The 21,312-nt window shown below is 71.2% G+C and carries 18 protein-coding genes; 9 read left to right on the forward strand and 9 right to left on the reverse strand.

The features are described 5' to 3' along the window. Window positions 1-178 precede the first annotated feature (178 nt). Window positions 179-1,411 carry an isochorismate synthase MenF gene (locus tag J7D54_RS10570; protein ID WP_245243963.1) on the forward strand — a complete coding sequence of 411 codons (1,233 nt, stop codon included), beginning with the start codon at window positions 179-181 and terminating at the stop codon, window positions 1,409-1,411. Between the two features lie 54 nt (window positions 1,412-1,465). Here the strand turns inward: J7D54_RS10570 and J7D54_RS10575 are convergent, their stop codons facing one another. After that, window positions 1,466-3,097, reverse strand: coding sequence for a DUF6297 family protein (locus J7D54_RS10575; protein WP_182763850.1), 1,632 nt, complete (start codon window positions 3,095-3,097; stop codon window positions 1,466-1,468). A gap of 3 nt (window positions 3,098-3,100) precedes the next feature. Then, window positions 3,101-3,745, reverse strand: coding sequence for an ABC transporter ATP-binding protein (locus J7D54_RS10580; protein ID WP_076060865.1), 645 nt, complete (start codon window positions 3,743-3,745; stop codon window positions 3,101-3,103). Between the two features lie 72 nt (window positions 3,746-3,817). Between J7D54_RS10580 and J7D54_RS10585 the strand changes: the two genes are divergently transcribed. Next, on the forward strand, window positions 3,818-4,522 hold the full coding sequence (locus tag J7D54_RS10585) for a demethylmenaquinone methyltransferase (protein WP_182763851.1): 705 nt from the start codon (window positions 3,818-3,820) through the stop codon (window positions 4,520-4,522). Then, complete coding sequence (locus J7D54_RS10590) at window positions 4,522-6,282, forward strand: TM0106 family RecB-like putative nuclease (protein ID WP_182763852.1); 1,761 nt, start codon at window positions 4,522-4,524, stop codon at window positions 6,280-6,282. The genes J7D54_RS10585 and J7D54_RS10590 overlap by 1 nt, the downstream gene beginning before the upstream one ends. On the opposite strand, the gene menD is transcribed toward J7D54_RS10590, so the two are convergent. From menD to J7D54_RS10610, 4 genes are read right to left on the reverse strand one after another with little or no spacing between them, the layout of a single operon-like run. Continuing rightward, window positions 6,213-7,745 (reverse strand): 2-succinyl-5-enolpyruvyl-6-hydroxy-3-cyclohexene-1-carboxylic-acid synthase, encoded by a 1,533-nt coding sequence (gene menD / locus J7D54_RS10595; protein WP_182763853.1) that lies wholly within the window; start codon window positions 7,743-7,745, stop codon window positions 6,213-6,215. The two genes, J7D54_RS10590 and menD, sit on opposite strands and share 70 nt — an antisense overlap. Next, window positions 7,742-8,668, reverse strand: a complete 927-nt coding sequence (locus tag J7D54_RS10600; RefSeq protein ID WP_182763854.1) for an o-succinylbenzoate synthase — start codon at window positions 8,666-8,668, stop codon at window positions 7,742-7,744. The genes menD and J7D54_RS10600 overlap by 4 nt, the downstream gene beginning before the upstream one ends. Then, the gene (locus J7D54_RS10605; RefSeq protein WP_182763855.1) at window positions 8,665-9,543 is read right to left on the reverse strand and encodes a 1,4-dihydroxy-2-naphthoate polyprenyltransferase; all 879 of its coding nucleotides are present in this window, start codon (window positions 9,541-9,543) and stop codon (window positions 8,665-8,667) included. Before J7D54_RS10605 ends, J7D54_RS10600 begins: the two co-directional genes overlap by 4 nt. Then, a complete protein-coding gene (locus J7D54_RS10610) occupies window positions 9,540-10,529 on the reverse strand; it encodes an AMP-binding protein (protein WP_182763856.1) in 990 nt (329 codons plus the stop codon). The genes J7D54_RS10605 and J7D54_RS10610 overlap by 4 nt, the downstream gene beginning before the upstream one ends. Before the next feature lie 49 nt (window positions 10,530-10,578). Here J7D54_RS10610 and J7D54_RS10615 point away from each other — a divergent pair, with 49 nt between their 5' ends. From J7D54_RS10615 to J7D54_RS10630, 4 genes are all read left to right on the forward strand, one after another. After that, window positions 10,579-10,827, forward strand: coding sequence for a PLD nuclease N-terminal domain-containing protein (locus tag J7D54_RS10615; RefSeq protein WP_182763857.1), 249 nt, complete (start codon window positions 10,579-10,581; stop codon window positions 10,825-10,827). 77 nt (window positions 10,828-10,904) lie between these two features. Continuing rightward, the gene (gene dhaL, locus J7D54_RS10620) at window positions 10,905-11,510 is read left to right on the forward strand and encodes a dihydroxyacetone kinase subunit DhaL (RefSeq protein ID WP_182764239.1); all 606 of its coding nucleotides are present in this window, start codon (window positions 10,905-10,907) and stop codon (window positions 11,508-11,510) included. Between the two features lie 41 nt (window positions 11,511-11,551). Continuing rightward, entirely contained in the window at window positions 11,552-12,370 is an 819-nt protein-coding gene (locus J7D54_RS10625; protein ID WP_182763858.1) for a nucleotidyltransferase family protein, read from the forward strand. After that, on the forward strand, window positions 12,367-13,554 hold the full coding sequence (locus tag J7D54_RS10630; RefSeq protein WP_182763859.1) for a galactokinase family protein: 1,188 nt from the start codon (window positions 12,367-12,369) through the stop codon (window positions 13,552-13,554). The genes J7D54_RS10625 and J7D54_RS10630 overlap by 4 nt, the downstream gene beginning before the upstream one ends. Window positions 13,555-13,685: 131 nt before the next feature. Here J7D54_RS10630 and J7D54_RS10635 read toward each other — a convergent pair whose 3' ends face one another. Together J7D54_RS10635 and J7D54_RS10640 are read right to left on the reverse strand one after the other, a co-directional pair. Continuing rightward, window positions 13,686-14,597 (reverse strand): cation diffusion facilitator family transporter, encoded by a 912-nt coding sequence (locus J7D54_RS10635; protein WP_182763860.1) that lies wholly within the window; start codon window positions 14,595-14,597, stop codon window positions 13,686-13,688. A gap of 48 nt (window positions 14,598-14,645) precedes the next feature. Next, window positions 14,646-15,587: an NAD(P)-dependent oxidoreductase gene (locus tag J7D54_RS10640; protein WP_182763861.1), complete on the reverse strand. Its 942-nt coding sequence runs from the start codon at window positions 15,585-15,587 to the stop codon at window positions 14,646-14,648. Between the two features lie 199 nt (window positions 15,588-15,786). Between J7D54_RS10640 and J7D54_RS10645 the strand changes: the two genes are divergently transcribed. Together J7D54_RS10645 and J7D54_RS10650 are read left to right on the forward strand one after the other, a co-directional pair. After that, complete coding sequence (locus J7D54_RS10645; protein WP_182764240.1) at window positions 15,787-18,834, forward strand: glycine--tRNA ligase; 3,048 nt, start codon at window positions 15,787-15,789, stop codon at window positions 18,832-18,834. Window positions 18,835-18,852: 18 nt separating this feature from the next. Next, window positions 18,853-20,316 (forward strand): patatin-like phospholipase family protein, encoded by a 1,464-nt coding sequence (locus J7D54_RS10650; protein ID WP_182763862.1) that lies wholly within the window; start codon window positions 18,853-18,855, stop codon window positions 20,314-20,316. Here J7D54_RS10650 and J7D54_RS10655 read toward each other — a convergent pair. Further along, window positions 20,313-21,311, reverse strand: coding sequence for a tocopherol cyclase family protein (locus J7D54_RS10655; protein ID WP_182763863.1), 999 nt, complete (start codon window positions 21,309-21,311; stop codon window positions 20,313-20,315). The two genes, J7D54_RS10650 and J7D54_RS10655, sit on opposite strands and share 4 nt — an antisense overlap. Window position 21,312 lies beyond the last annotated feature (1 nt).

Here is a 21,312-nt window from a genome sequence, read left to right on the forward strand (position 1 = left end):
CGCCTGCTGACTTGGGTATTTGGTCACGACGGGCTTGCTAAATTACGGAACCGGCCGTGCGTCGCAGACACCCTTCCCCGGCCTGTGGACGGCGGTCCCAATATCGGCGCCTGAATGGCCTCAGGCGAGCGTCGCGGCTATGCTCGCGAGGGTGATTCTGGACTTCGGGAGCGCTCGGATGCGTGCGACCACTGTCGCGATCGACGACCCCGGGGCCCTGGAGAGATTCCTCCCGGAGACCGGGCCGTCGACGGCGTTCCTGCGCCGCGGCGACGGCTTTGTTGCACTGGGCGAAGTGGCCCGGTTCGAAACCGACCGGCTGGACGCCGCCGACGTCTGGTGGGAGGAGATCTCCGGCCAGATCGACCACGACTCCGAGGTGCTCGGCGAATTCGGCACCGGTCCCGTCGCGGTGGGCACCTTCTCCTTCGACCCCGACAGGTCCGAGGAGCGCTCGGTCCTCACCGTCCCCGAGGTGATCATCGGCAGGCGCGGCGGGCTCAGCTGGATCACCAAGCTCGGCCCAGCCCGCGGCAACGCCACCCTCCCCTCCCCCGGTGAGCCCGTCCGGCCCCCGGCAGGCGTGACCTCGTTGGGCGGTTCCATGGCCGACCACGAGTGGACCGACATCGTGGCAGCGGTGGTGTCGCTGATCCGCAAGGGCGAGGTTCACAAGGTGGTGCTCGCCCGCGACCTCATCGCCCGTGCCGACAACCCGCTCGACCTGCGGTTCGTGCTGCGCGAACTGATGGCCACCTACCCCATGACCTGGGCGTACCTGGTGGACGGCATGATCGGCGCCACCCCGGAACTGCTCGTCCGCCGTGAAGGTGGACTCGTCACGTCGCGCGTGCTGGCCGGCACCGTCTGGGGCGACGACGAGGATGCGGACCCGATCAGGCTCGCCGCACGCCTCGCGAAATCCAGCAAGGACATCTCCGAGCACGAGTTCGCCGTCGAATCCGTGGCGAGGGCGCTGGCGCCCTACTGCAACGCGATGAACGTGCCCGAAGCCCCCTCAGTGCTGAAGCTCCCCAACGTGATGCACTTGGCCACCGACATCACCGGGGTGGTCGACGGGGCGGCCAGCGCCATGACACTGGCCGCCGCGCTGCACCCGAGTGCCGCAGTGTGCGGGACCCCGACGCACCTGGCGCTCGACGTGATCTCAGAGCTCGAATCCCTGGACCGCGGCCGGTACGCCGGGCCCGTCGGGTGGGTGGACACCCACGGCGACGGGGAATGGGCCATCGCGTTGCGCGGCGGCCAGGTGCGGCCCGAGACCCCCAACGAGATCCAGTTGTTCGCCGGGGCGGGCATCGTGGCAGATTCCTCGCCCGAATCCGAACTGGCCGAGACCGGCGCGAAGTTCGTGCCGATGTTGCAGGCCCTCGGTCTCAACGGCTCCTGAACGGCGAAGCGCGCCGCGGCCTGAGCCACGGCGCGCGCACTCCCCCTGGCGCGGTCAGCGGTTGCGCTGGACCTTGATCTTCGCCTTCGGTGCGGCCGTTCCCTCGCGGCGACGGCGCTCCTCGGCGAGTTCGCGCTTCTGCTCCTCCTGCTGCTCCATGAGCTGCTCGCGGTCAAGACCGCTGCGCAGGATCATGAACGCGATGAGGCCGACGACCAGCGAGATCCACACGGGCCAGCCCAGCACGATGGGCAGGGTGACGAGCGCCACCATGTCGAGGCCGCGCAGCAGCGAGAACATCAGGCCGGGCGGCATGGCGCCGAAACCGGTGGACATGATGGGGCCGGAGTAGTCCGGCGGGCGGGCCGAGACCCACCGCACCGCGCCGAGGAAGCCGGCGATGCCGGTGACCACGGCGGCGGAGGCCGCGGCGACGGGCTCGACGGTGACGCCGCCGCCCACGCCCATGAACGCAGGCAGCGTGGCGACGGCCCACAGCAGGGCGAGGACTCCAGGGACGACCATCGCGGCCTGCTTGACCTTGCCCGGGTCGAACGGGAAGCAGCGCTGCAGGCCCCTGGTGCGGGTCAGCACGCGCAGCGAGTTCATGAACGGGATCAGCGCCGCCACCAGCACCAGCGCCGACAACGGCGGGTTCAGGGTGGCCAGGCCCAACGCCTGCACCGCATAGGGCACCACGACGGTGGCCGCCAGCGTGACCAGCCGCATGGGCTGGCGCCAGAGGCGCTGCACGTCGCGCATGACCAGGGCGGTCATGCCGGAGCCGGCGCCGCGGGTGGGCTTCACGTGACCCTTTTCGCGGGCCTTGGCCTCGATGAGGATGTCTCGGATCAGGGCGAATTCGAGCGCGAACGCCGCACCCTGCAGCCCGCTCAGCAGCGACCCGCCGGCGGTGAGGCGGTTACGACGGACCCCGCGGAGCCTGCGGTAGGCCACGAAGCCGGCCACGAGGACCAGGAGGAGGCCGACGCCCGCCACGATGTAGGCGAGTTCGACGGCGATGAGATGGGCCCCGCCCAGGTCGATCCAGCCGGCGGCGCCGAAGACCAGCAGGACGAGGGTGCCGATGGCGATGGCGCCGATCATCCACTGCAGCACGGTCACGACCCAGCGACGGTCGAGCCCCTGCTCGGCCGCGGCGAACGCGAGCAGGCCTGCGGAGCCGAAGCCCCCGGCCAGCGCCCAGATGCCCACTTCCGGCAGCGGTGATCCCGTCAGCGCGGCGATCAACGCCCCCAGCAGCCCGCCGACGACGAGCGCCAGGACGATGGCCGCGACCAGGCGGCCGGCCAGCAGCCGCCGTCGGTCCGTGGGGCCGTCCATGAGCCAGAAACCTTCAGCGGCGGAGGCGACGACGGGGCCGAACATGCGCGACAACACCAGCGTCGACGCCAGGATGCCGGCGACCGAGGCCCAGGGCAGCAGGCCGCGGGCGGCGAGACAGCCGGCGGTGTCACAGATCGCCACCACCTGCTGGGCGCGGACGATCGAGGAGATCACCATGGCGCCGATCAGCACGATGGAGAACACCATGACGTAGCCGTCGGACAGCGCCTGCCAGAGGCTGCGGTCGGCGCGCCCGCGTCGCCAGTCCTTCATCAGCAGCTTGAGCTGCTTCTCGTCGACGACCCCCAGGCCGTCGAAGTGGTCGTGCGCGGTGCTCAAGGCTCAGACCCCCAGCCGGATGGTGCGCGCGCCGATGGCCTCGAGGAGCGAGGGCTCATGGCTCGCCAGCACGATCGCCAGGCCGCCGGCGATGTCGGCCTTCAGCCGCTGGCCCAGCCAGGCGACACCTTCCACGTCGAGGCGCTGCTCTGGCTCGTCGAGCACCAGCAGCTGCCTCGGGCGGACGAAGGCGGTGGCCAGCGCCAGGCGACGCCGCTGGCCCGACGACAGGGTGGAGGGGAGCTGGCCGGCCTGCGGCACGAGCTGCACCTCCTCGAGCACCTCGTCGACGAGGTCGTCAGGGTGCTCGAGCCCGTGCGCACGGGCGAGCAGGTCGAGGTGTTCCACGACGGAGAGGTCCGGGAAGAAGTCGAGGTCGTCGATGACGGTGGCCACATCGCGGCGGATGATCGGGTTGGTCTCCGACACCTTGATCCCGTTGACCATGACGGTGCCCTCATCCGGCCTGTCCGCGCCGACGAGGCAGCGCAGCACCGTCGACTTGCCGGCGCCGTTGCGCCCCGTGAGCGCGACGGCTTCACCGGCCCGCACCTTCATGGAGAAGCCCTCCACGATGGTTACCGGGCCGTAGCCCTTCTTGAGGTTGTCCACCTGGAGTACGACGTCATTCTTAGCCACGTCCGCCATTGTCCACCATCGCCGCAACCGGGGCGAACCGGCGTCCCTGCATCCGTCGGTGGGCAGCGATAAGGTGAACCAATGCAGAGTGAGCCCGGCAGCCGAGCAACCCTTGACAAGCGGCGCGGTGACGTCGCCGCCATGTTCGACGGTGTCGCCAAACGCTATGACCTGTTCAACGACGTGCTGAGCATGGGTCAGGTGAGGAGGTGGCGCCGCGCCACGGTGGAGGCGGTGGACCCGCAGCCCGGGCAGCGCATCCTGGACCTCGCGGCGGGCACCGGCACGTCGTCGGCCGTCCTCGCGGCGCACGGCGCCTACGTGGTGCCCAGCGACATCTCTCTGGGCATGCTGGCCCAGGGCAGACGGCAGCAGCCCGGCCTCGACTTCGTGGCGGGCGACGCGGTGGCCCTGCCGTTCCCGGACGACACGTTCGACGCCGTCACCATCTCCTACGGGCTGCGCAACGTCGAACGCACGCTGGACGCGCTGAAGGAGATGTACCGGGTTACCAAGCCCGGCGGCCGCGTGGTCATCGCGGAGTTCTCCACCCCCACCAACCGGGCCTTCCGGCACGTCTACACCAACTACCTCGTGGCCGCGCTGCCCCGCATCGCCAAGCTGTCCAGCAATCCGGTGGCCTACGGCTACCTGGCGGAGTCCATCCTCGCCTGGCCGGATCAGCAGGGGCTGGCAGACCTCATGCGCGAGGCCGGCTGGCAGAGCGTGGAATGGCAGGACCATGCCGCCGGCATCGTGGCGCTGCACCGGGGCTGGAAGCGTTGATGAACAGTTTCGTGCTGGACGCCTACGCCGCCCGCAGTTGCCCGGTGAAGACGTTCCACACGTTCGACCCCACGGTCCCCCAGCCGGCACAGCCGCATGACGAGTCGCTGCGCGAATCGTTCCAGGGCGGCTCGGATTTCCGCGACGGGGTGCTCAATCGGCTGGCCGCCCGCACCCAGGGCGTCGTGGACCTCCGCAGGCTCCACGCGGAGGGCGCCTCGTGGGAGGAGCGGCTCAAGGCCGCGCTCGAGGCGATGGGCGCAGGGGCGCCGCTGATCCTCGGCGGCGTGCTACCCATGGATCTCGACGGCCACCGCAGCGGCCGGCCGGACGCGCTGGTGCGCGGCAGGGACACCGAGGCGGGGACGCCCGGCTACTGGCCGCTGAAGGTCAAGCCGTACCGGGTGCGCGAAAAGCAGGTGGGCGCCACGCAGCTGCAGGTCTCCACCATCGACGCCATCGGCACCCTGCAGGCCCTCCCTGACCTGCGCTATCGCGGCTACCGAGAAGGTGTGCTGCTGGAACTGGCACACCACTGGCGGCTGCTGGAATCCTGCGGCTTCGCATCCTCCTCCCCGCTGGCAGCCGTCGTGGGCGACGACCGGGCCGCCGGTTCGGAGCCGTCGGCCACCTGGGTGGACCTCACCACCAAGTTCATCCGGACCTATTCGAAGACCGCGGGCCACAAGCTGCGCTCGGCGCTCGAGCGCTACGACCACGAGCACGGCTTCCGCGTCTACGTGGCCGAGCATGCGCGTGAGCGTACGGGCGTGGATGACCCCGCGCCGGTGGTGCGGCCCATCCGCATCAAGGAGTGCGAGTGGTGCGCCTGGTGGCAGGTGTGCCGCCCGCTGATCGACGACGACGACCTCTCGCTGCGCATCTCCAAGGCGCCGCTCGACGTGCGCGAACTCCAGACGCTGCTGGGGCTGGGCATCAAGACCGTCGCGGAACTGGCGGAGGCGGACATCGACGCCATCCTCCCCCGGTACCTGCCGCTCACAGGTCACCGCGACCGCTCCGAACACCGCCTGCGCCAGGCGGCCCGCCGTGCCAGGATGCTGGCCAGCGGCGTGGAGCTGGAGCGCGTGAGCACCGAGGCCATCGGGGTGCCGCGCGCCCCCGTCGAGGTGGACCTCGACATCGAGACCGCCGACGACGGCACCGTGTACCTCTGGGGTGTCCTGGTGACCGACGCTGAGGGCTCGCGGTTCCAGCACTTCAGCCGCTTCGAGCAACTCACCCAGGACGCGGAGACGGCCGTGGCGGCGGAGTTCGCCCAGTGGCTGCTGGACATGGTGGCGCGTCATCCGGGGCTCAGGGTGTTCCATTACAGCGACTACGAGACCGTGCACCTGCGACGGCTCGCGGAACGCAGCGCAAACCCCGCGCTGCTCGCGGCCGTGGAACTCATCAAGGACCACTTCACAGACCTGTTCGGCTTCGTCCGCGACAACTTCGTGGGCGTCGACGGGCTCGGGTTGAAGGTCGTCGCCAGCCGCGGCGTCGGCTTCCACTGGCGCGACGATGAGCCCGGCGGCCTCGCGTCGCAGACGTGGTTCGCGCAGGCGGTCAAGGGCGGCACCGTGGAGGCCCGCAGCTCTGCGCGGCGGCGGGTGCTCGACTACAACGAGGACGACGTGCGCGCCACGTTGGCCGTGCGCAACTGGCTCACCGCCCACGACGGCGGTCAGGGCCTCGGGACCCCCGCCACGATGAACTCGGCGTCCGAGGCGAGCGCCTCCTCCAGCGAGGGCTGATCGGCCACGCGCACCGCCCGCCACCCCATGGCAGTGGCCACGGCCACCAGATCCACCCCCTGGGGCGTGCCGAACACCCGTTCGAAGCTGTCGGCGTAGTCCGGCGCGCCCTGCTCGAGCGTGTGGAAGATCGAGCCGCCGTCGTCATCGGCGACCACGACGCGAAGGCCCGGCCACGGTTCGAGGGTGGGTCGGACGAGGGCCCCCAGGTCGTGCTGCACCGTGAGGTCACCGACCAGCACAGTGGTGGGGCGGTGGTCCGCCAGCGCGATGCCCGTGGCGGTGGCGATGGTCCCGTCGATGCCCGCCACGCCGCGGTTGGCGTAGACCCGCGGGGCGTCGTCACCCACCGGGAGCACGTCTGCGGCGCGGATGATCGAGCTGGAACCGAGCATGAGGTCGTGCCCACCGTCCAGCGCCGCGAGCACGGCGCTGGCGACGTGGCGCTGGGTGAAGCCCTCGCCGACGCCCGCCGCGTCGGCCGCGCGCCAGCGAGCCAGCCAGGACTCCTCCTGTTCCGGGATCTCGACCGAGTCCGCGATGACGACCGCGCGATGCCCGGGATCCGTCCAGTCGGCGGCGGAGGTCACCACGATGAGTTCGACGTCGGCGCGGGCCATCAGGGCGACCACCGGCCGCGACAGGGTGGGGTGACCGAACACCACCACCCGTTCGATCTCGGCGCCCAGCGTGCCCAGGAGGTCGCGGTAGCCGGCGATGGCGCAGCCACCTCCCCGGGCGTTGGAGCTGGGTTCGGCGAAGAGCGGCGCCCCAGCCGCTTCGGCCACCCTCCTGGCCTCGGCACCGACGTCGGGCGGGGCGTCGCCGGCCAGCACGACGGTGCGCAGACCGGCCTCAACCCGGTAGACCTGCCCGGGCAGGCTGGGGCTCACCAACAGCGGCCACTGCCCTGGTGCCGGCAACGGGCCCACCACCGGGGCGGCGAACTCGACGTTCAGCTGCACGGGCCCCGGCCGGCGGGTGCGGTAGCCGGCCGCGAGCACGACGGCGCGGTGCACGCCGGCGGCCCAGGCCGCCTCGTCACCGGATTCGGACGACAACCGGACGACGCCCAGCGCGGCCGGCCCGAGGGCCCCCGCCTGGTCTGCCGTCTGGCTCGCGCCGGTGCCCACGAAATGCGCGGGTCGGTCTGCCGTGATGAAGACCAGCGGGATGCCGGCGGCCCGCGCCTCCATGGCCGCGGGGGCCAGGTTCGCGACGGCGGTGCCGGACGTGGTCATGACAACGACGGGGCGCTGACCGGCCTTGGCCAGGCCCAACGCGGTGAACGAGGCCACCCGCTCGTCGATGCGGACGTGCAGCCGGAGCACCCCGGCGCGGTCGGCGCGCTCGACGGCGAGCGCCAGGGCCGCGCTGCGGGAGCCGGGCGCGAGCACGACGTCGCGCACCCCCATGCTGAGGAGGGCGTCGACGATCGTGCTGCCCAACCGGATGCTGCTCATGAGACCCTCCTCCACCGATCCAACCAGAAGCGGGTGAGTTCCGGGCCGGCCGCGTACCGCTCGAGCAACGCGGGGTCCACGACCACCGGCCGCACCGGGAGCACGCCGTCGACCGGGTGGAGCGGGCTCGCCGTGACGTCGCCGTCGAGGAGGCGGGCGGTCTCCAAACCGCAGGCGTGGGGCAGCTCGGGCAGCGCGGCAGCCAGGGCCAGCCCCGCCCGGAGGCCGACGGAGGTCTCCACGGCGCTGGACACCACCACGGGCATGGCCAGTTCCTCGGCGAGCCGCAGGCAGGCGCGCACGCCGCCCAGCGGCTGCACCTTGAGCATGGCGATGTCGGCCGCCCCGGCCCGCTTCACCCTGAGCGGGTCGCCTGCGCGGCGGATGGATTCGTCGGCGGCGATGGGCGTGCCCAGGTCGAGCCGCCGCAGCGCGGCCAGTTCCTCGACGGTGGCGCAGGGCTGTTCCGCGTACTCGAGCCCGAACGGGTCCAGTTCCCTGAGGGCGGCGGCCGCCTCCTCGAGGCTCCAGCCGCCGTTGGCGTCCACGCGGAGCTTGGCCCCCGGCAGTGCGGCGTGCACCGCGGCGACCCGGGCGATGTCGTCGTCGATCCGCTCCCCCGAGGCCGCCACCTTGATCTTGATCGTGCTGCAGCCGGACGCCACCGCGCGGGCCGCGGCCTGCTCCGGCGGGAGGCCCGGGACGATGCCGTTGACGGGCACGGTGTCGCGCACCGGCGCCGGGTACCCCTCCTCGGCCATCTCCATGGCCGCGCGGAGCCAGGCGGCGGCCTCCGCGTCGTCGTACTCCGGGAAGGGACTCCACTCGGCCCAGCCCGCCGGACCCTCGAACAGGACCCCGCTGCGGTGGCTGATGCCGCGGAACCGGACGGTGAGGGGGATGTCGTAGACGAAGAGCCTCATGCCAGGTAGGTCCCGACGAGCAGCCCCAGGCCGATGCCGATCTCGGCGAAGCCGGTGGACTGGATCACGGGGATGAGTCCCCGGCCGTTGGCTCCCCCGAGGATGCGGCGCAGGGGCTCGACGAGCAGGCCCACGGCCAGGAGCGCCACCAGGGCCCACCACGTGGTCAGCGCAGCGAAGCCGACGACGGCGGCGACGGTGAGCCCGACAAGGGCGGCGTAGAAGAGGCGGCTGTTGCGGTCGCCCAACCGCGCGGGCAGCGTCATCTTGCCGGCGATCCGGTCCGTGGGGATGTCGCGCAGGTTGTTGGCCACCAGGATGCCGGCGGCGAGCGCGCCCACCGCTGCGCCTGCCAGCCACGCGTGCCACGGCGCGGCGTCGGAGATCACGTAGGCGGTACCCACGGTGGCCACCAGGCCGAAGAACACGAACACCATGAGCTCGCCCAGCCCCAGGTAGCCGTAGGGCCGCTGGCCGCCGGTGTAGAACCAGGCGGCGACGATGGCGAGAGCCCCCACGACCAGCAGCCACCAGTGACCGCTCCACGCCACGACGCCCAACCCGGCCAGGGCAGCCACTCCGAACGAGAGGAACGCGGCCCGCTTCACTGCGGCGGGCGCCGCCAGGCCGGAGGCGGTGATGCGCGTGGGGCCCACCCGGTCGTCGTCGGTGCCACGCACGCCGTCGGAGTAGTCGTTGGCGTAGTTGACGCCCACCTGCAGCGCCAGGGCCACCACGAGGCAGAGGGCCGCGATGCCCCAGTGGTACCTGCCGAGGGCGGCGGCGGAGGCGGATCCCGCCAGGATGGGGGCGACGGCGGCGGGGAGGGTGCGGGGGCGCGCACCGGCCACCCAGACGGAGAGGGAGTCGTTCATGATTTGACCAATCCTAGGAGGATTCGCCGGTCCGGTTTACCGCCGCCGGTGCGCGGCAACGTCTCGACGGTGACCAGTTGCCGGGGCAGCGCCGCGGGCGGGAGCGAGCCGCGCAGGGTGTCCCGCCAGGTTTCCAGCGTGCCCCGGGTGGCGAACAGCACGATGCGCGCGCCCCATTCGGGGTCGTCGACGGCGAGCACGTCGGTCTCCGGGTCCAGGGCCGCGACGGCGCGGCGCACCGCTGCGAGGTCGACGTTGACGCCGCCGCTGATGACGACATCGTCGAAGCGGCCGTCGACGACCAGTTTCCCGTCGGCCCAGTGGCCACGGTCGTTGGTCAGCACGGTCCCCCGTCCGGCGGGGTGGCCGAGGTAGCCCTCAAACACGGTGGGTCCGCCGATCTCGATCCGGCCGCGCTCCCCCACAGTGACCCTGACGCCGGGCAGCGGGACGCCGTCCCACACCACTCCGCCGCAGGTCTCGCTCATCCCGTAGGTCTCGATCACCCGGATGCCGGCCGCCTCGGCCCTGGCGCGCAGTTCGGGACGCAGCGCGGCGCCCCCGACGAGGACGGCGTCGAACCGGCCCAGCATCGCGCTCAGCGCGGGCGACTCGAGGGCGCGGTACAGCTGGGTGGCCACGATCGAGAGGCAGTTGCGTCCGGGCGCCGGATCGAGGTCCGTGAGGTCGGCGGACGCGGTGCGCACCCCGTCGCCCAGGTGGCCGCGCACGAGCACCATGAGCCCGGCCACGTAGTGCGGCGCGAGCGTCAGGTGCCAGGTGGCGGGGAATCCGAGGCGCTCCTCGGCGGCGCGCGCCGCTGCCAGGAGCGCGGCGCGGTGCAGCACCACGAGTTTCGCGTCGCCGGTCGAGCCGGAGGTCGCCACGACGGCGCACCCGTCCGGCGCGGTGCCGCTGCCGGGGGCGAGCCACAGGCCGGGGCCGCCGTCAAGGAGGTCGCGGACCCGGGCGCTGATGGTGTGCATCCCGTCACCCTAAACCGCGCTCCGGCCTGGACGACGTAGACTTAGGCGCATGCCCAGGATCCTCCTCATCATCGCGGTGGTGATGCTCACCATCTACTGCGTGGTCGAGGTCGCGCAATCCCGCGGTTACCAGGTCCGGGCCATGCCCCGCTGGCTCTGGGCCTTCGCCGTCATAGCGCTGCCCATCGTGGGGCCGGTGTCGTGGCTCGTCCTGGGCAGGCCGCTGAAGAATCACCCGCAGGTCCGCGATCATCGGGCCCCCGATGACGACGAAGATTTCCTGCGCGGCCTGCGCTGACATCGCGCGTTCACCTTGTGGGCGTACAATCTCGCCCGTTGTCTCGTCTGAGGAGGACGCACGTGGGAGCCGGAGTGATGGTGGTGGCCGAGTGGCTGCTGGAATGCTCGCGCGAATTCGTTGCCCGCATCGATGAGCTGGATGAACTCGACCGCGCCCTGGGCGATGGCGATCACGGCACGAACATGGTGCGCGGTTTCGCGGCGGCCGAGAACCTCGACCTCAGCGCCCAACTCCATGCCGCCGAGGCGCTGCGCCAGGTCGGCATGGCGCTGGTGCAGAACGTGGGCGGCGCCTCCGGGCCGTTGTTCGGCACGTTCTTCCTCCGTGCCGGCGCCCACTGGGACCCGTCGCTGACCACCCCCGGCCTCGCCCTCGCGCTGCGGGAGGCGCTCCGCGGAGTGCAGGCGCGCGGCAAGGCAGAACCGGGCGACAAGACGATGATCGACGCGCTGGCCCCCGCGTCCGCCTCCCTCGACGCGTCGGCCGCCGAAGGCGAGAATGTCGCGGATGCCCTGGAGAAGGCGGCCGCGGCCGCCGAGGCCGGGCGCGACGCCACCGTCGACATGGTGGCCCGCCGCGGCAGGGCCGCGCTGAACGCAGACCGGTCGGTGGGCATCATCGACCCGGGAGCCGTGTCGATGGCCCTGATTCTGCGCACGGCGGTTCACCACATCGGCTGACCACTTCGCGTCCCACCCGCGGCGGGCAATAGGGTGGTGCCATGAGCTATGAGGCACCTCACAAGGCAGTCATTCTGGCCCGCGGGCTGGGTTCGCGCATGCGCAAGGAAGCTGAGGGTGTCGACCTCAGCGAAGAGCAGTCCAAGGCGGCCGACGCGGGCGTCAAGGCGATGATCTCCGTCGGGCGTCCGTTCCTCGACCATGTGATCTCCGCGCTGGCCGACGCCGACTTCACCGACATCTGTCTGGTGATCGGCCCGGAGCACGACATGATCCGCGAGTACTACGACAACGTGGCCAAGGAGCGCATCACCGTCTCCTACGCCGTCCAGGAGGAGCCGCTCGGCACCGCCAACGCCGTGCTCGCCGCGGAGGAGTTCGCCGGCGACGACCGCGTGCTGGTGATCAATTCGGACAACTACTACCCCGCAGAGGCCCTCACCCTGCTGAAGGACGTCCCCGGCTCCGCCCTCGTGGGCTTCACCCGCAACGGGATGCTCACCAAGTCCAACATCGCACCGGAGCGCATCGCCGCCTTCGCGCTGGCCACCGCCGATGACGAGGGGAACCTGGCCGAGTTGGTGGAGAAGCCGGACCAGGAGACCATCGAGCGCCTCGGCGACGATGCGGTCATCTCCATGAACTGCTGGCTGTGCACTCCGGCCATCTTTGCGGCGGCCAAGGCCATCCCGCTGTCGGCGCGCGGCGAGTACGAGATCACCGACGCGGTGCGCCGCGCCATCGAGGACGGCGACCCGTACGCCGTCGTGAAGGCCGACGCCGGCGTGCTCGACATGAGCAACCGCGGCGACATCGCCTCCGTCGTCGAAGCCCTGGGTGACCGCGAGGCCCGTCTGTGAAGTGGTTCGTCCCCGGCCGCCTCGAGGTCCTCGGCAAGCACACCGACTACGCCGGCGGCCGGTCGCTGCTGGCTGCCGTGGACCGCGGCATCACCATCACACTGGAGGACGCGGACGAAGGCTTCTACGCCTCGACGACGGCCGTCCCCGGTGAACTGACGCTCACGCCCGGGTCGCCGTCGGGCCTGCCGAAGGGCCACTGGGGCAACTACGTCCAGGCGACGCTCGACAGGCTGTTCCTGAACTTCGGCGAGCTGAAGCCCGCCCGCGTCGTGATCGACTCCAACCTGCCGCTGGCCTCGGGCATGAGTTCGTCGTCGGCGCTCGTAGTGGCGGTGGCGCTGGCCGTGGTGGACCACAACGACATCCGGGAGCGCGAGGAGTGGAAGGCCAACATCCACTCCGACATCGACCTGGCCGGCTACATGGCCACGATGGAGAACGGGCTGACCTTCGGCACCCTCGCCGGCACGCGCGGCGTGGGCACCTTCGGCGGTTCGGAAGACCACACGGCGATGCTCTGCTGCCACGAGGGCAGCCTGACCGAGTTCACGTTCTGCCCCATCGAGGAGGGCGCCTCGGTCGCGCTTCCCGAGGAGTGGTCGTTCGTCGTGGCGGTCTCGGGCGTGCTGGCCGAGAAGACCGGGGCGGCGCTGGAGTCGTACAACAACGCCTCGTTGCGGGCGCGCGAACTGGCTGAGGCGTGGAACGACGCCACCGGCCGCGAGGACGCCGTCCTCGCAGACGCGCTGGCGTCCGACGACGACGCCCTCGAGGGGCTGCGCGCGATCGCGGCCTCGGACGAGGGCCTCACCAGGCGCCTGACGGCCTTCGTCACCGAATCCGAGGTCGCCATCCCCCAGGCGCTGAAGGCCCTGCAGGCCGGCGACCTGGAGGCCTTCGGCCGCGCCGCCGACCTCTCGCAGCGCAACGCTGACGAGCAGTTGGGCAACCAGATCCCCGAGACCAACCGCCTCCAGCGGCTCGCCCGCGAGCTGGGCGCGGCCGCCTCGGCAGGCTTCGGCGCCGGCTTCGGCGGCTCCGTCTGGGCCCTGGTCAAGACCGACGAGGCTGAGGCCTTCGCCGACAGGTGGCTGGCTGCCTATGTGGCCGAGTACCCCGAGGTCGCCGAGACCGCCTCGACGATCGTCACGCGCCCCGGCGGCCCGGCCCGTCGCCTCTAGCCGACGGCAAGAGAAAAAGGCTCCCTCGCGGGGGGCTCCCGGCGGGGCCGCCCGCAGGGCCCCCTTCGCAGGGAGCTTTTTTCACCGACCGCCGACGGCACCTCGCGGCGGCAGCTCGGCCGCCCCTCGGATCAGATGAGGAATTCGTCCTGGTAGCTGCGCGGGTCCTCGATGGGCTCAAGGTGGCCCAGCACGCGGAGGTCCGGGAACTCGTCCTGGAGGAGGTCGACCAGGTCCTCCATGGCGTCGTGGCCCTCCTGCACCGTCCAACTCCCAGGGACGAGCATGTGCATCTCCATGAAGGCACGGGCCCCCGACACGCGGGTGCGGAAGGCGTGGAACTGCACGTGCTCGTTGGTGTGCTCGTCCAGGATGGCGCGCAGCCTGGTGTTGGTCTCCTTGGGCAGCGACTCGTCCATGAGCCCGGAGGACGACTCCATGACCAGCCGCCAACCGGTCCACAGGATGTTGAGGCCCACGAGGATGGCGATCACCGGGTCGAGCCAGTCCCAGCCGGTGAGGCCCACAAGCAGGATGCCGACGATGACGCCGGCCGTGGTGATGAGGTCGGTGTACAGGTGCTTGGCGTCGGCGCGCAAGGTGATCGAGTTGTGCTTCTTCCCGGCGCGCATCAGGACGAACGCGACGCCCCCGTTGACGAGGGCCGCCACCGCGGAGATACCCAGGCCGAGGCCCACCTCCTCGATGGGCCGCGGGTCCATCAGCCGCTGGATGCCGAACACCAGGATCGCCGCGGCGGCGATGAAGATCAGGACGCCCTCGACGCCCGACGAGAAGTACTCCGCCTTCGTGTGGCCGAAGTGGTGGTTCTTGTCCGCGGGCCGGGCCGCGAGCTTCAGCACGTACAACGCGACGAACGCCGCCACCAGGTTCACCACGGATTCGGCCGCGTCGGACAGCAGGCCCACCGAGCCGGTGACCCACCACGCCCCCATCTTCAACACGATGGTGAGCAGGGCGGCGGCGATGGACAGCCACGCGAACCTGGTCAGGTCAACGCGCTGCGTGGGAGAGGAAAGCACGAGTCAATGGTGGCCCTTCTGGCGGGTCAAACCCAAAAAGCCCCGCACTCAACGCAGGACGTTGCGCAGCTGACCGCCCGTCGCCAGCGCGCTCACCTGCCGCGCCACGAACTCCGAGGCACCGGTGGGCCGGTCGCTGGCGATGTGGGGGGTGATCAGCACGTTCGGCTCGTCCCACAACGGCGACTCCGCGGGCAACGGCTCCACCGCCGTCACATCGAGCGCTGCAGCGGCCAGGCGACCCGAGCGCAGCGCCGCCACGAGCGCCTCCTCGTCGACGGTGGTGCCACGCCCCACGTTGACCAGCAGCGCGCCGTCCTTGAGGGCCGCCAATCGCTCTGCGCCCAGCGCCTTCGCCGTCGATTCCAGGCTGGGCAGGATCATGACCAGCACGTCGGTGTCCGCGAGCACCTCGTCGAGTCCCTCATCGGCGACCACCGGGAACCCGTGCCGCTCACCCGCGCTCCTGGCGACACCGGTCACCTCCGCGCCCAACGACTTCAGCAACGGCGCGACGGTGGCCCCGATCGACCCGAAGCCCCAGACCGTCACCTTCGCCCCGCGCAGGCTCACGACGCGGCCGTCGTCCCCGCGGGCAGACACCGCACCGCCCAGGTGGTGGTCCCAGTGGCGCTCACTCTTCCTGACCAGCGCCAACGGCAGGAAACGCACCAGCGCCAGCGTCAGGGCCAGGATGTGTTCAGCGACATTGTCGTCGTGCAGCCCGACGCCGTTGGCGAGCACCACGTCATCGTCGAACCCCGCCGCCAGCACGCTGTCCGCACCGGCCGCCAGGCCCTGCACCAGCCGGAGGCCGATCATCCGCCGGGCGGCGTCGTCGATCACCGTCTGGGGCTGCCCCCACACGACGAGCACGTCGGCGTCGAGGTGCGCTTCGGGCACCGCCTGGTCGGGCGGCACGACGACGACCTCCGCGCCCTCGAACTGCGGCGCTCCGCCGGGAAAAGTGCTGGGAATCACAACCTTCATGCCTGCAGGCTAGCCGTGGTTGCGCTGATTCCCCATGAGCAATTGGATGTGGTCACGGCTTCGGTAACGACGTTTCTCGGCGTGTCGCGGCGCTGACCCCATCCCATTGCTCACGGCCCAGGGTGCGGAGCACGACCACCGGGCGAAACCCGGATGGGATTCCCAGGCGCGAAGTCGATAGCATGACGGGGTGCTGACCATGCAAGATGCCCTCCGCCGTCTTTCCGACTACTGGACCTCGAAGGGGTGCCTGACCTGGCAACCGTTCAACAGTGAGGTCGGTGCCGGAACGATGAACCCCGCCACCGTGCTGCGCGTGCTCGGGCCTGAGCCGTGGGACGTGGCGTACGTGGAGCCTTCGGTGCGCCCGGATGATTCCCGCTACGGCGAGAACCCCAACCGCCTGCAGATGCACACCCAGTTCCAGGTGATCCTGAAGCCGGAGCCCGGCAACCCGCAGGAGCTGTACCTCGGCTCGCTCGAGGCGCTCGGCATCGACCTGTCCGCCCACGACGTGCGCTTCGTCGAGGACAACTGGCAGCAGCCCGCCATCGGCGCGTGGGGACTCGGCTGGGAGGTCTGGCTCGACGGGATGGAGATCACGCAGTTCACGTACTTCCAGCAGGTGGGCGGGCAGAACCTCGACCCCATCCCGGTGGAGCTCACCTACGGCGTCGAACGCATCCTGATGGCACAGCAGGGCGTGACGCACTTCAAGGACATCGTCTACTCGATCGCCGCGGACGGCCGCCCCGTCACGTACGGCGAGGCCTTCGGCCAGCAGGAGTACGAGATGAGCCGCTACTACCTGGACGACGCTGACGTCGATGCCAACCGTCGCCTGTACGAGACCTACGTGGCCGAGGCCACCCGGATGGTGGAGGCCCGCCTCCCCGTGCCGGCGCACGGCTACATCCTGAAGTCGAGCCACGCGTTCAACGTCATGGACGCCCGCGGCGCGATCTCCACCACCGAGCGCGCCAAGGCCTTCGCGACCATGCGCAGACTCATGCGCGACACCGCCGCCCTCTGGATCGAGCGCCGTGAGGAGCTCGGCTTCCCGCTGCTGCACGAGGCTGCCGTCGGGGAGCAGGCTGCGCCCGCCGTCGACGCCGGCACGCTGAGCGACGACCCGCAGACGCTCGCCTTGGAGATCGGTGTCGAGGAACTCCCTCCGCACGTCGTGCCGCAGACCATCGAGGCCGTGCGCACCGCACTCACCGAGAAGCTCGCCGCCACGCGCCTCAGCTACGGCGACATCACGGTGGAGGGCACCCCCCGCCGCATCGTCGCAGTGGTCGACGGCGTGGCCGCCCGCGAACCCGACGCCGAGCAGTTGCGCAAGGGCCCCAAGTGGAGCGCCGCGTTCGACGCCGACGGCAACCCCACCCAGCCGCTCGAGGGCTTCATGCGCGGCCAGGGCGTCACGGCGGATCAGATCGTGCGCGCCGAGATCGGCGGCAACGAGCACGCCGCGGTGTCGGTGAAGGTCGACGGCCGCCACGTCGTGGATGTGGCCGCCGAGGCCATCTCCTCCATCATCGGTGGTCTTCGCGCCGAGAAGAACATGCGCTGGAACGACGCCAACCTGTCGTTCTCCCGCGCCATCCGCTGGCTCGTCGTGCTCTGGGGCGACACCGTCGTCCCGGTCAACGTCTCGGGGCTGACGGCGGGCCGCACCACCTACCTCCAGCGCGCGGTCCAGGGCCAGGACAGCGGCAGGCGTTCCGACGGTGCCCTCGTCGGGTTCGTCGAGGTGGCCACCGCCGCAGACCTGCTGCCCACCATCCAGCAGGGCTCCATCCTGCTCAGCTCCGAGGACCGCCGCGCCTCCGTCGTCAGCCAGGCCGAGGCCCTCGCCCGGGGCGTGGGCGGCACCATCGACGTCGACGCCGAGTCCTCCGTCATCGACGAGATCACCAACCTCGTGGAGGACCCCCGGGGTGTGCTGGGCAACTTCGACGAGCGCTACCTCGACCTGCCCGAGCAGATCCTGACCGCCGTCATGCGCAAGCATCAGCGGTACCTCCCCATCTACCGCGATGGCAGGCTCGCTGCGCACTTCGTCACCATGGCCAACGGCCTGTGCGACGACGACGTGGTGCGCGCCGGCAACGAATCCGTCATCCGCGCCCGCTACGAGGATGCGCTGTTCTTCTGGAACGCCGACCTCGCCGCAGAGGGCGTGGACGGCTTCGTGCCCGGCTTGGACAAGCTCACGTTCGAAGATCGCCTCGGCTCGGTGGGCATGCGCGCGCGCCGCATCGCCGATGTCGCCGGCAGGCTGGCAGACCGGCTCGGCATCGACGGCACGGACCGCGAGACCCTGACGCGCGCCGGGCAGCTCGCCAAGTTCGACCTGGCCACCCAGATGGTGGTCGAGATGAGCTCGCTGGCCGGCTTCATCGCCCGCGAGTACGCCGTCCGCAAGGGCGAGACCCAGGCGGTGGCGGACGCGCTGTTCGAGATGGAGCAGCCGCACACCTCCGCCGACGCCGTGCCCGCCTCCGTCCCCGGTGCGCTGCTGGCGCTGGGCGACCGCTTCGACCTACTCGCCGCCATGTTCGCGCTCGGCGCCAAGCCCACCGGCTCCTCAGACCCGTTCGGCCTGCGTCGCGCCGCCCTCGGCGTCGTGCGCATCCTGCGCGAATCGGCCGGCACCCCGCTGGAACGCCTCACCGTGCGGGCCGGGCTCGAGGACGCCGTCGCACGGCTGGCTGAGCAGGGCGTCGACGTGGCCCCGGACGCCGTCGAATCCGCCCTGGAGTTCACCATCGGCCGCTTCGCGCAGCTGCTGCGCGACGAGGGCACCTCCGCAGACCTCGTGACGGCGATCCTGCCCGCGGCGGACGCGCCCGGGCGCGCCGCCCGCCTGCTGGGCGAACTCGCCGGGGCGCAGTCGGACCAGGCGCTGCGTGACCTCGTGTCCACCAACGTGCGCATCACCCGCATCCTGCCCGACGGTGTTGCGGCCGGCTACGACGCGGCGCGCCTGACCGAACCCGCTGAGGTGGCCCTCAAGGAGGCCGTCGAGGCGGTCGGGGCGGGCATCGCCGAGCAGCCCATCGCCGAGGTGGTGACGCACACCGCCCCGGTGGTGCGGGCCGCGGGGACGTTCTTCGACGACATCCTCGTCAACGCGGAGGACCTCGCAGTCCGCGCCGCCCGCCAGGGTCTCCTGGCGTCGGTGCTGGCGTTGTCGCCGGAGGGCATCGATTGGAAGGCCCTCGACATCGCGCTGAACTGAGGCCAGTAACCTGGGGCCATGGCAGTTAAAGGCTGGTTCGGGCTTCCGTTCTTCGCGAAGGATCCGCAACCGGAGGTCGTGACGTGCACGCTCTCGGGGGGCGGCTCCAGGGCCAGCTTCCAATTGGGCGCGCTCGACTACCTGTACCAGCACGACGAACGGTTCACGCCGACGATCTTCGTCGGCACCTCCGCCGGGTCGATCATCGCCAGCTCGCTGGCACAGGGCCGCGACAGGGACGAGCAGTACGGCTACCTCACCCGGCTGCGGTCCATCTGGAACGGGATGCGGGAGCAGAGCGACATGTTCACGCCCCGTCCGTGGTTGTCGACGGCGGAGCGCCAGGCGCCCACCCTGTTGGACCTGATGAAGCCGCCGCGGCCTGAACCCCCGAAGCCGCGCCAACCGCTGCTGCAGTTCCCCTTCCTGCGCCCCCAGCACCAGACCCCGGTGACTCCCCCGTCGCCGATCGAGGGACCTGACCCGCTCGAGCTGGCGCTCCAGCCCGACGAGGAACTCCGTTCCGACTGGTCGTTGGCCACGCTCGGCGCCATGGCCGGCGCCCTGAGCCGGCTGAGGCTCAGCGACCTCAATGCCGTCGCGTCCGGGCTGGAGCGCACCCGTTCGATGTACCGGCCCGGCCCGGTGCTCGCCCAGCTCCTGCACGACGAGATGTTCGTCCCCGACCGGGTGGCCGGGTCCGGCATGACGCTGCGCATCGCGATGGTGGGGCTGGAATCCGGTGAGCTCCGGTTCATGACGGAGGACGGCCAGTTGGTGAGCCGCTGGAACGAGCCGTACGACGACACGCACCACGACCTGGGTGTGGGCGTGCTGGCCTCCTGCTCCATCCCGGCGGTCTTCCGGCCGGTGCCGATCGGCGGCGAGACCTACGTCGACGGCGGGGCCCGGGAGAACCTGCCCGCCGAGCTCGCCATCGGCCACCTGGGCGGGGCGCGCAACTACGTGCTGAGTTCCCAGAGCCAGGGCGTCCAACGGCGCCCCGCGATGACCGACGTGGACCTGTTCGCCGTGGTGATGCGCTCCACCGAGATCCTCATCGACGAGGCCGGCCGCGACGAGCTCGCCTACGCCCACTCCACCGGCGCCGAGGTGGTCCATCCGGAGCTGAGCGTGCACGACGCCATGACCGTGCATCCGGGGCTGATCGCGATCAACGAGGCCTACGGCTGGTTGCGGGCCGCAGAGATGCACCTGAGGCTCGGCCCGGACGAAGAGGCCCGGCACCGGCGCATCATCGAGCTGCGGATGCGGATCGTGCAGTTGGAGGACCACTTCCTCAGCCTTGAACTGCCCTTGAAGCGCGACGTCCAGCGGCTGCGCAGCGCCAAGGTGGAGCTGCGCGACCTGGTCCGCTCAGCCCACTCCACCCCCATGCCGGCGGGCGCGGACAGCTGGTGGCTTGAGTGGGAGCGGCGGGTCGTACCGCCGTCGATCGATCCACCCTGGCTCAGCCTCTAGCCTCGCCTGCGCGCGGCCTCCGCCTCTGCCCGCGCCAGCCCGCCGTGCTCGAGGCCGGCCACGCCTGACTCGCCGGCCCACACGACGCGGCCGTCGCGTCGGACCGTGACGGCCATCCGCCTGGCCAGCTGTTCGAGGGCCCCCGGGGTGCCGCGGCGCTCCTCGACGAGGGGGACGGGAAGCACCAACGCCTGGGCGGGTTCGGCCTCGGCCTCAAGGTTCACCTGCCAGCGGGCCGAACGGGCCCGGAGTCGCCAGCGGGAGTCGCTGGTGGTGGCCCGGACGGGGGACGTCACCGGGTTGCCGAGCCGCAGCACCGCGCCGTCGGGCAGGCGGACCACCAGTCCCGTGACCTCCGTGCGCAGCGGGCCGGCGCGCACCTCGCCTCCGGCGAAGGCCACGCAGACCTCCTCTTCGGCGAAACCGTGCGCCTGCCCCCACCACCACGAACCGGGGAAGCCCGCCCGTCCCCAGTTCTTCTCCCCGTACACGGCGGCGCCCGAGAGGTCCCAGCGTTCGCCATCCACGACGGCCCCTCCGTCGGCCGTCCCGCCCAGGAGCCAGGGGTGCCAGTACTGGTTGAGCGCGGGCACGCTCTGGAAGTAGCTGGAGCCCCCGAAGAGGCGGTGCGGCCAGCGCCGCTGCCCGCTGATCGTGACGTCGAGCCGGGCATCCGGGCCGAGATCGACGGCGACCCTGGTGTCGTCGCCGAAGAAGCGGCCGTCCAGGGTGCGGGCGCCCGGCCCGAGCCGTCGGCATTCGGCACCCTCGACCACTGCCTGGCGCCAGAAGCCGCCGGAGGTGCCGATCCCGCACAGGGCCCATGGCCCGGCCGCAGTCTGCTGGACGCCGATCAGCGCGATGAGCACGCGGCCGGACTCGGCGTGCGTGAACCGCCAGAAGTGGCCCTCCATGGCGACGCCATGGGCCCGCTCCGGGAACCCGAAGGGGAGGTCCGCGCCGCTTCGTCGGTAGGCACCCAGGGGATCCGGCATG

This window comes from Tessaracoccus sp. MC1865 (assembly GCF_017815535.1).
In the GTDB taxonomy this organism is placed as follows: Bacteria; Actinomycetota; Actinomycetes; order Propionibacteriales; family Propionibacteriaceae; genus Arachnia.

Excerpts from the sequence above, each read along its gene's own strand:
- dhaL (WP_182764239.1), top strand. The coding sequence starts at position 10,905 with ATGGTGGTGGCCGAGTGGCTGCTGGAATGCTCGCGCGAATTCGTTGCC.
- J7D54_RS10570 (WP_245243963.1), top strand. The coding sequence starts at position 179 with ATGCGTGCGACCACTGTCGCGATCGACGACCCCGGGGCCCTGGAGAGA.
- J7D54_RS10580 (WP_076060865.1), bottom strand. The coding sequence starts at position 3,745 with ATGGCGGACGTGGCTAAGAATGACGTCGTACTCCAGGTGGACAACCTC.
- J7D54_RS10640 (WP_182763861.1), bottom strand. The coding sequence starts at position 15,587 with ATGAAGGTTGTGATTCCCAGCACTTTTCCCGGCGGAGCGCCGCAGTTC.
- J7D54_RS10615 (WP_182763857.1), top strand. The coding sequence starts at position 10,579 with ATGCCCAGGATCCTCCTCATCATCGCGGTGGTGATGCTCACCATCTAC.
- J7D54_RS10600 (WP_182763854.1), bottom strand. The coding sequence starts at position 8,668 with ATGAGGCTCTTCGTCTACGACATCCCCCTCACCGTCCGGTTCCGCGGC.
- J7D54_RS10585 (WP_182763851.1), top strand. The coding sequence starts at position 3,818 with ATGCAGAGTGAGCCCGGCAGCCGAGCAACCCTTGACAAGCGGCGCGGT.
- J7D54_RS10610 (WP_182763856.1), bottom strand. The coding sequence starts at position 10,529 with ATGCACACCATCAGCGCCCGGGTCCGCGACCTCCTTGACGGCGGCCCC.
- J7D54_RS10645 (WP_182764240.1), top strand. The coding sequence starts at position 15,787 with ATGCAAGATGCCCTCCGCCGTCTTTCCGACTACTGGACCTCGAAGGGG.
- J7D54_RS10625 (WP_182763858.1), top strand. The coding sequence starts at position 11,552 with ATGAGCTATGAGGCACCTCACAAGGCAGTCATTCTGGCCCGCGGGCTG.
- J7D54_RS10650 (WP_182763862.1), top strand. The coding sequence starts at position 18,853 with ATGGCAGTTAAAGGCTGGTTCGGGCTTCCGTTCTTCGCGAAGGATCCG.
- J7D54_RS10605 (WP_182763855.1), bottom strand. The coding sequence starts at position 9,543 with ATGAACGACTCCCTCTCCGTCTGGGTGGCCGGTGCGCGCCCCCGCACC.
- menD (WP_182763853.1), bottom strand. The coding sequence starts at position 7,745 with ATGAGCAGCATCCGGTTGGGCAGCACGATCGTCGACGCCCTCCTCAGC.
- J7D54_RS10590 (WP_182763852.1), top strand. The coding sequence starts at position 4,522 with ATGAACAGTTTCGTGCTGGACGCCTACGCCGCCCGCAGTTGCCCGGTG.
- J7D54_RS10655 (WP_182763863.1), bottom strand. The coding sequence starts at position 21,311 with ATGCCGGATCCCCTGGGTGCCTACCGACGAAGCGGCGCGGACCTCCCC.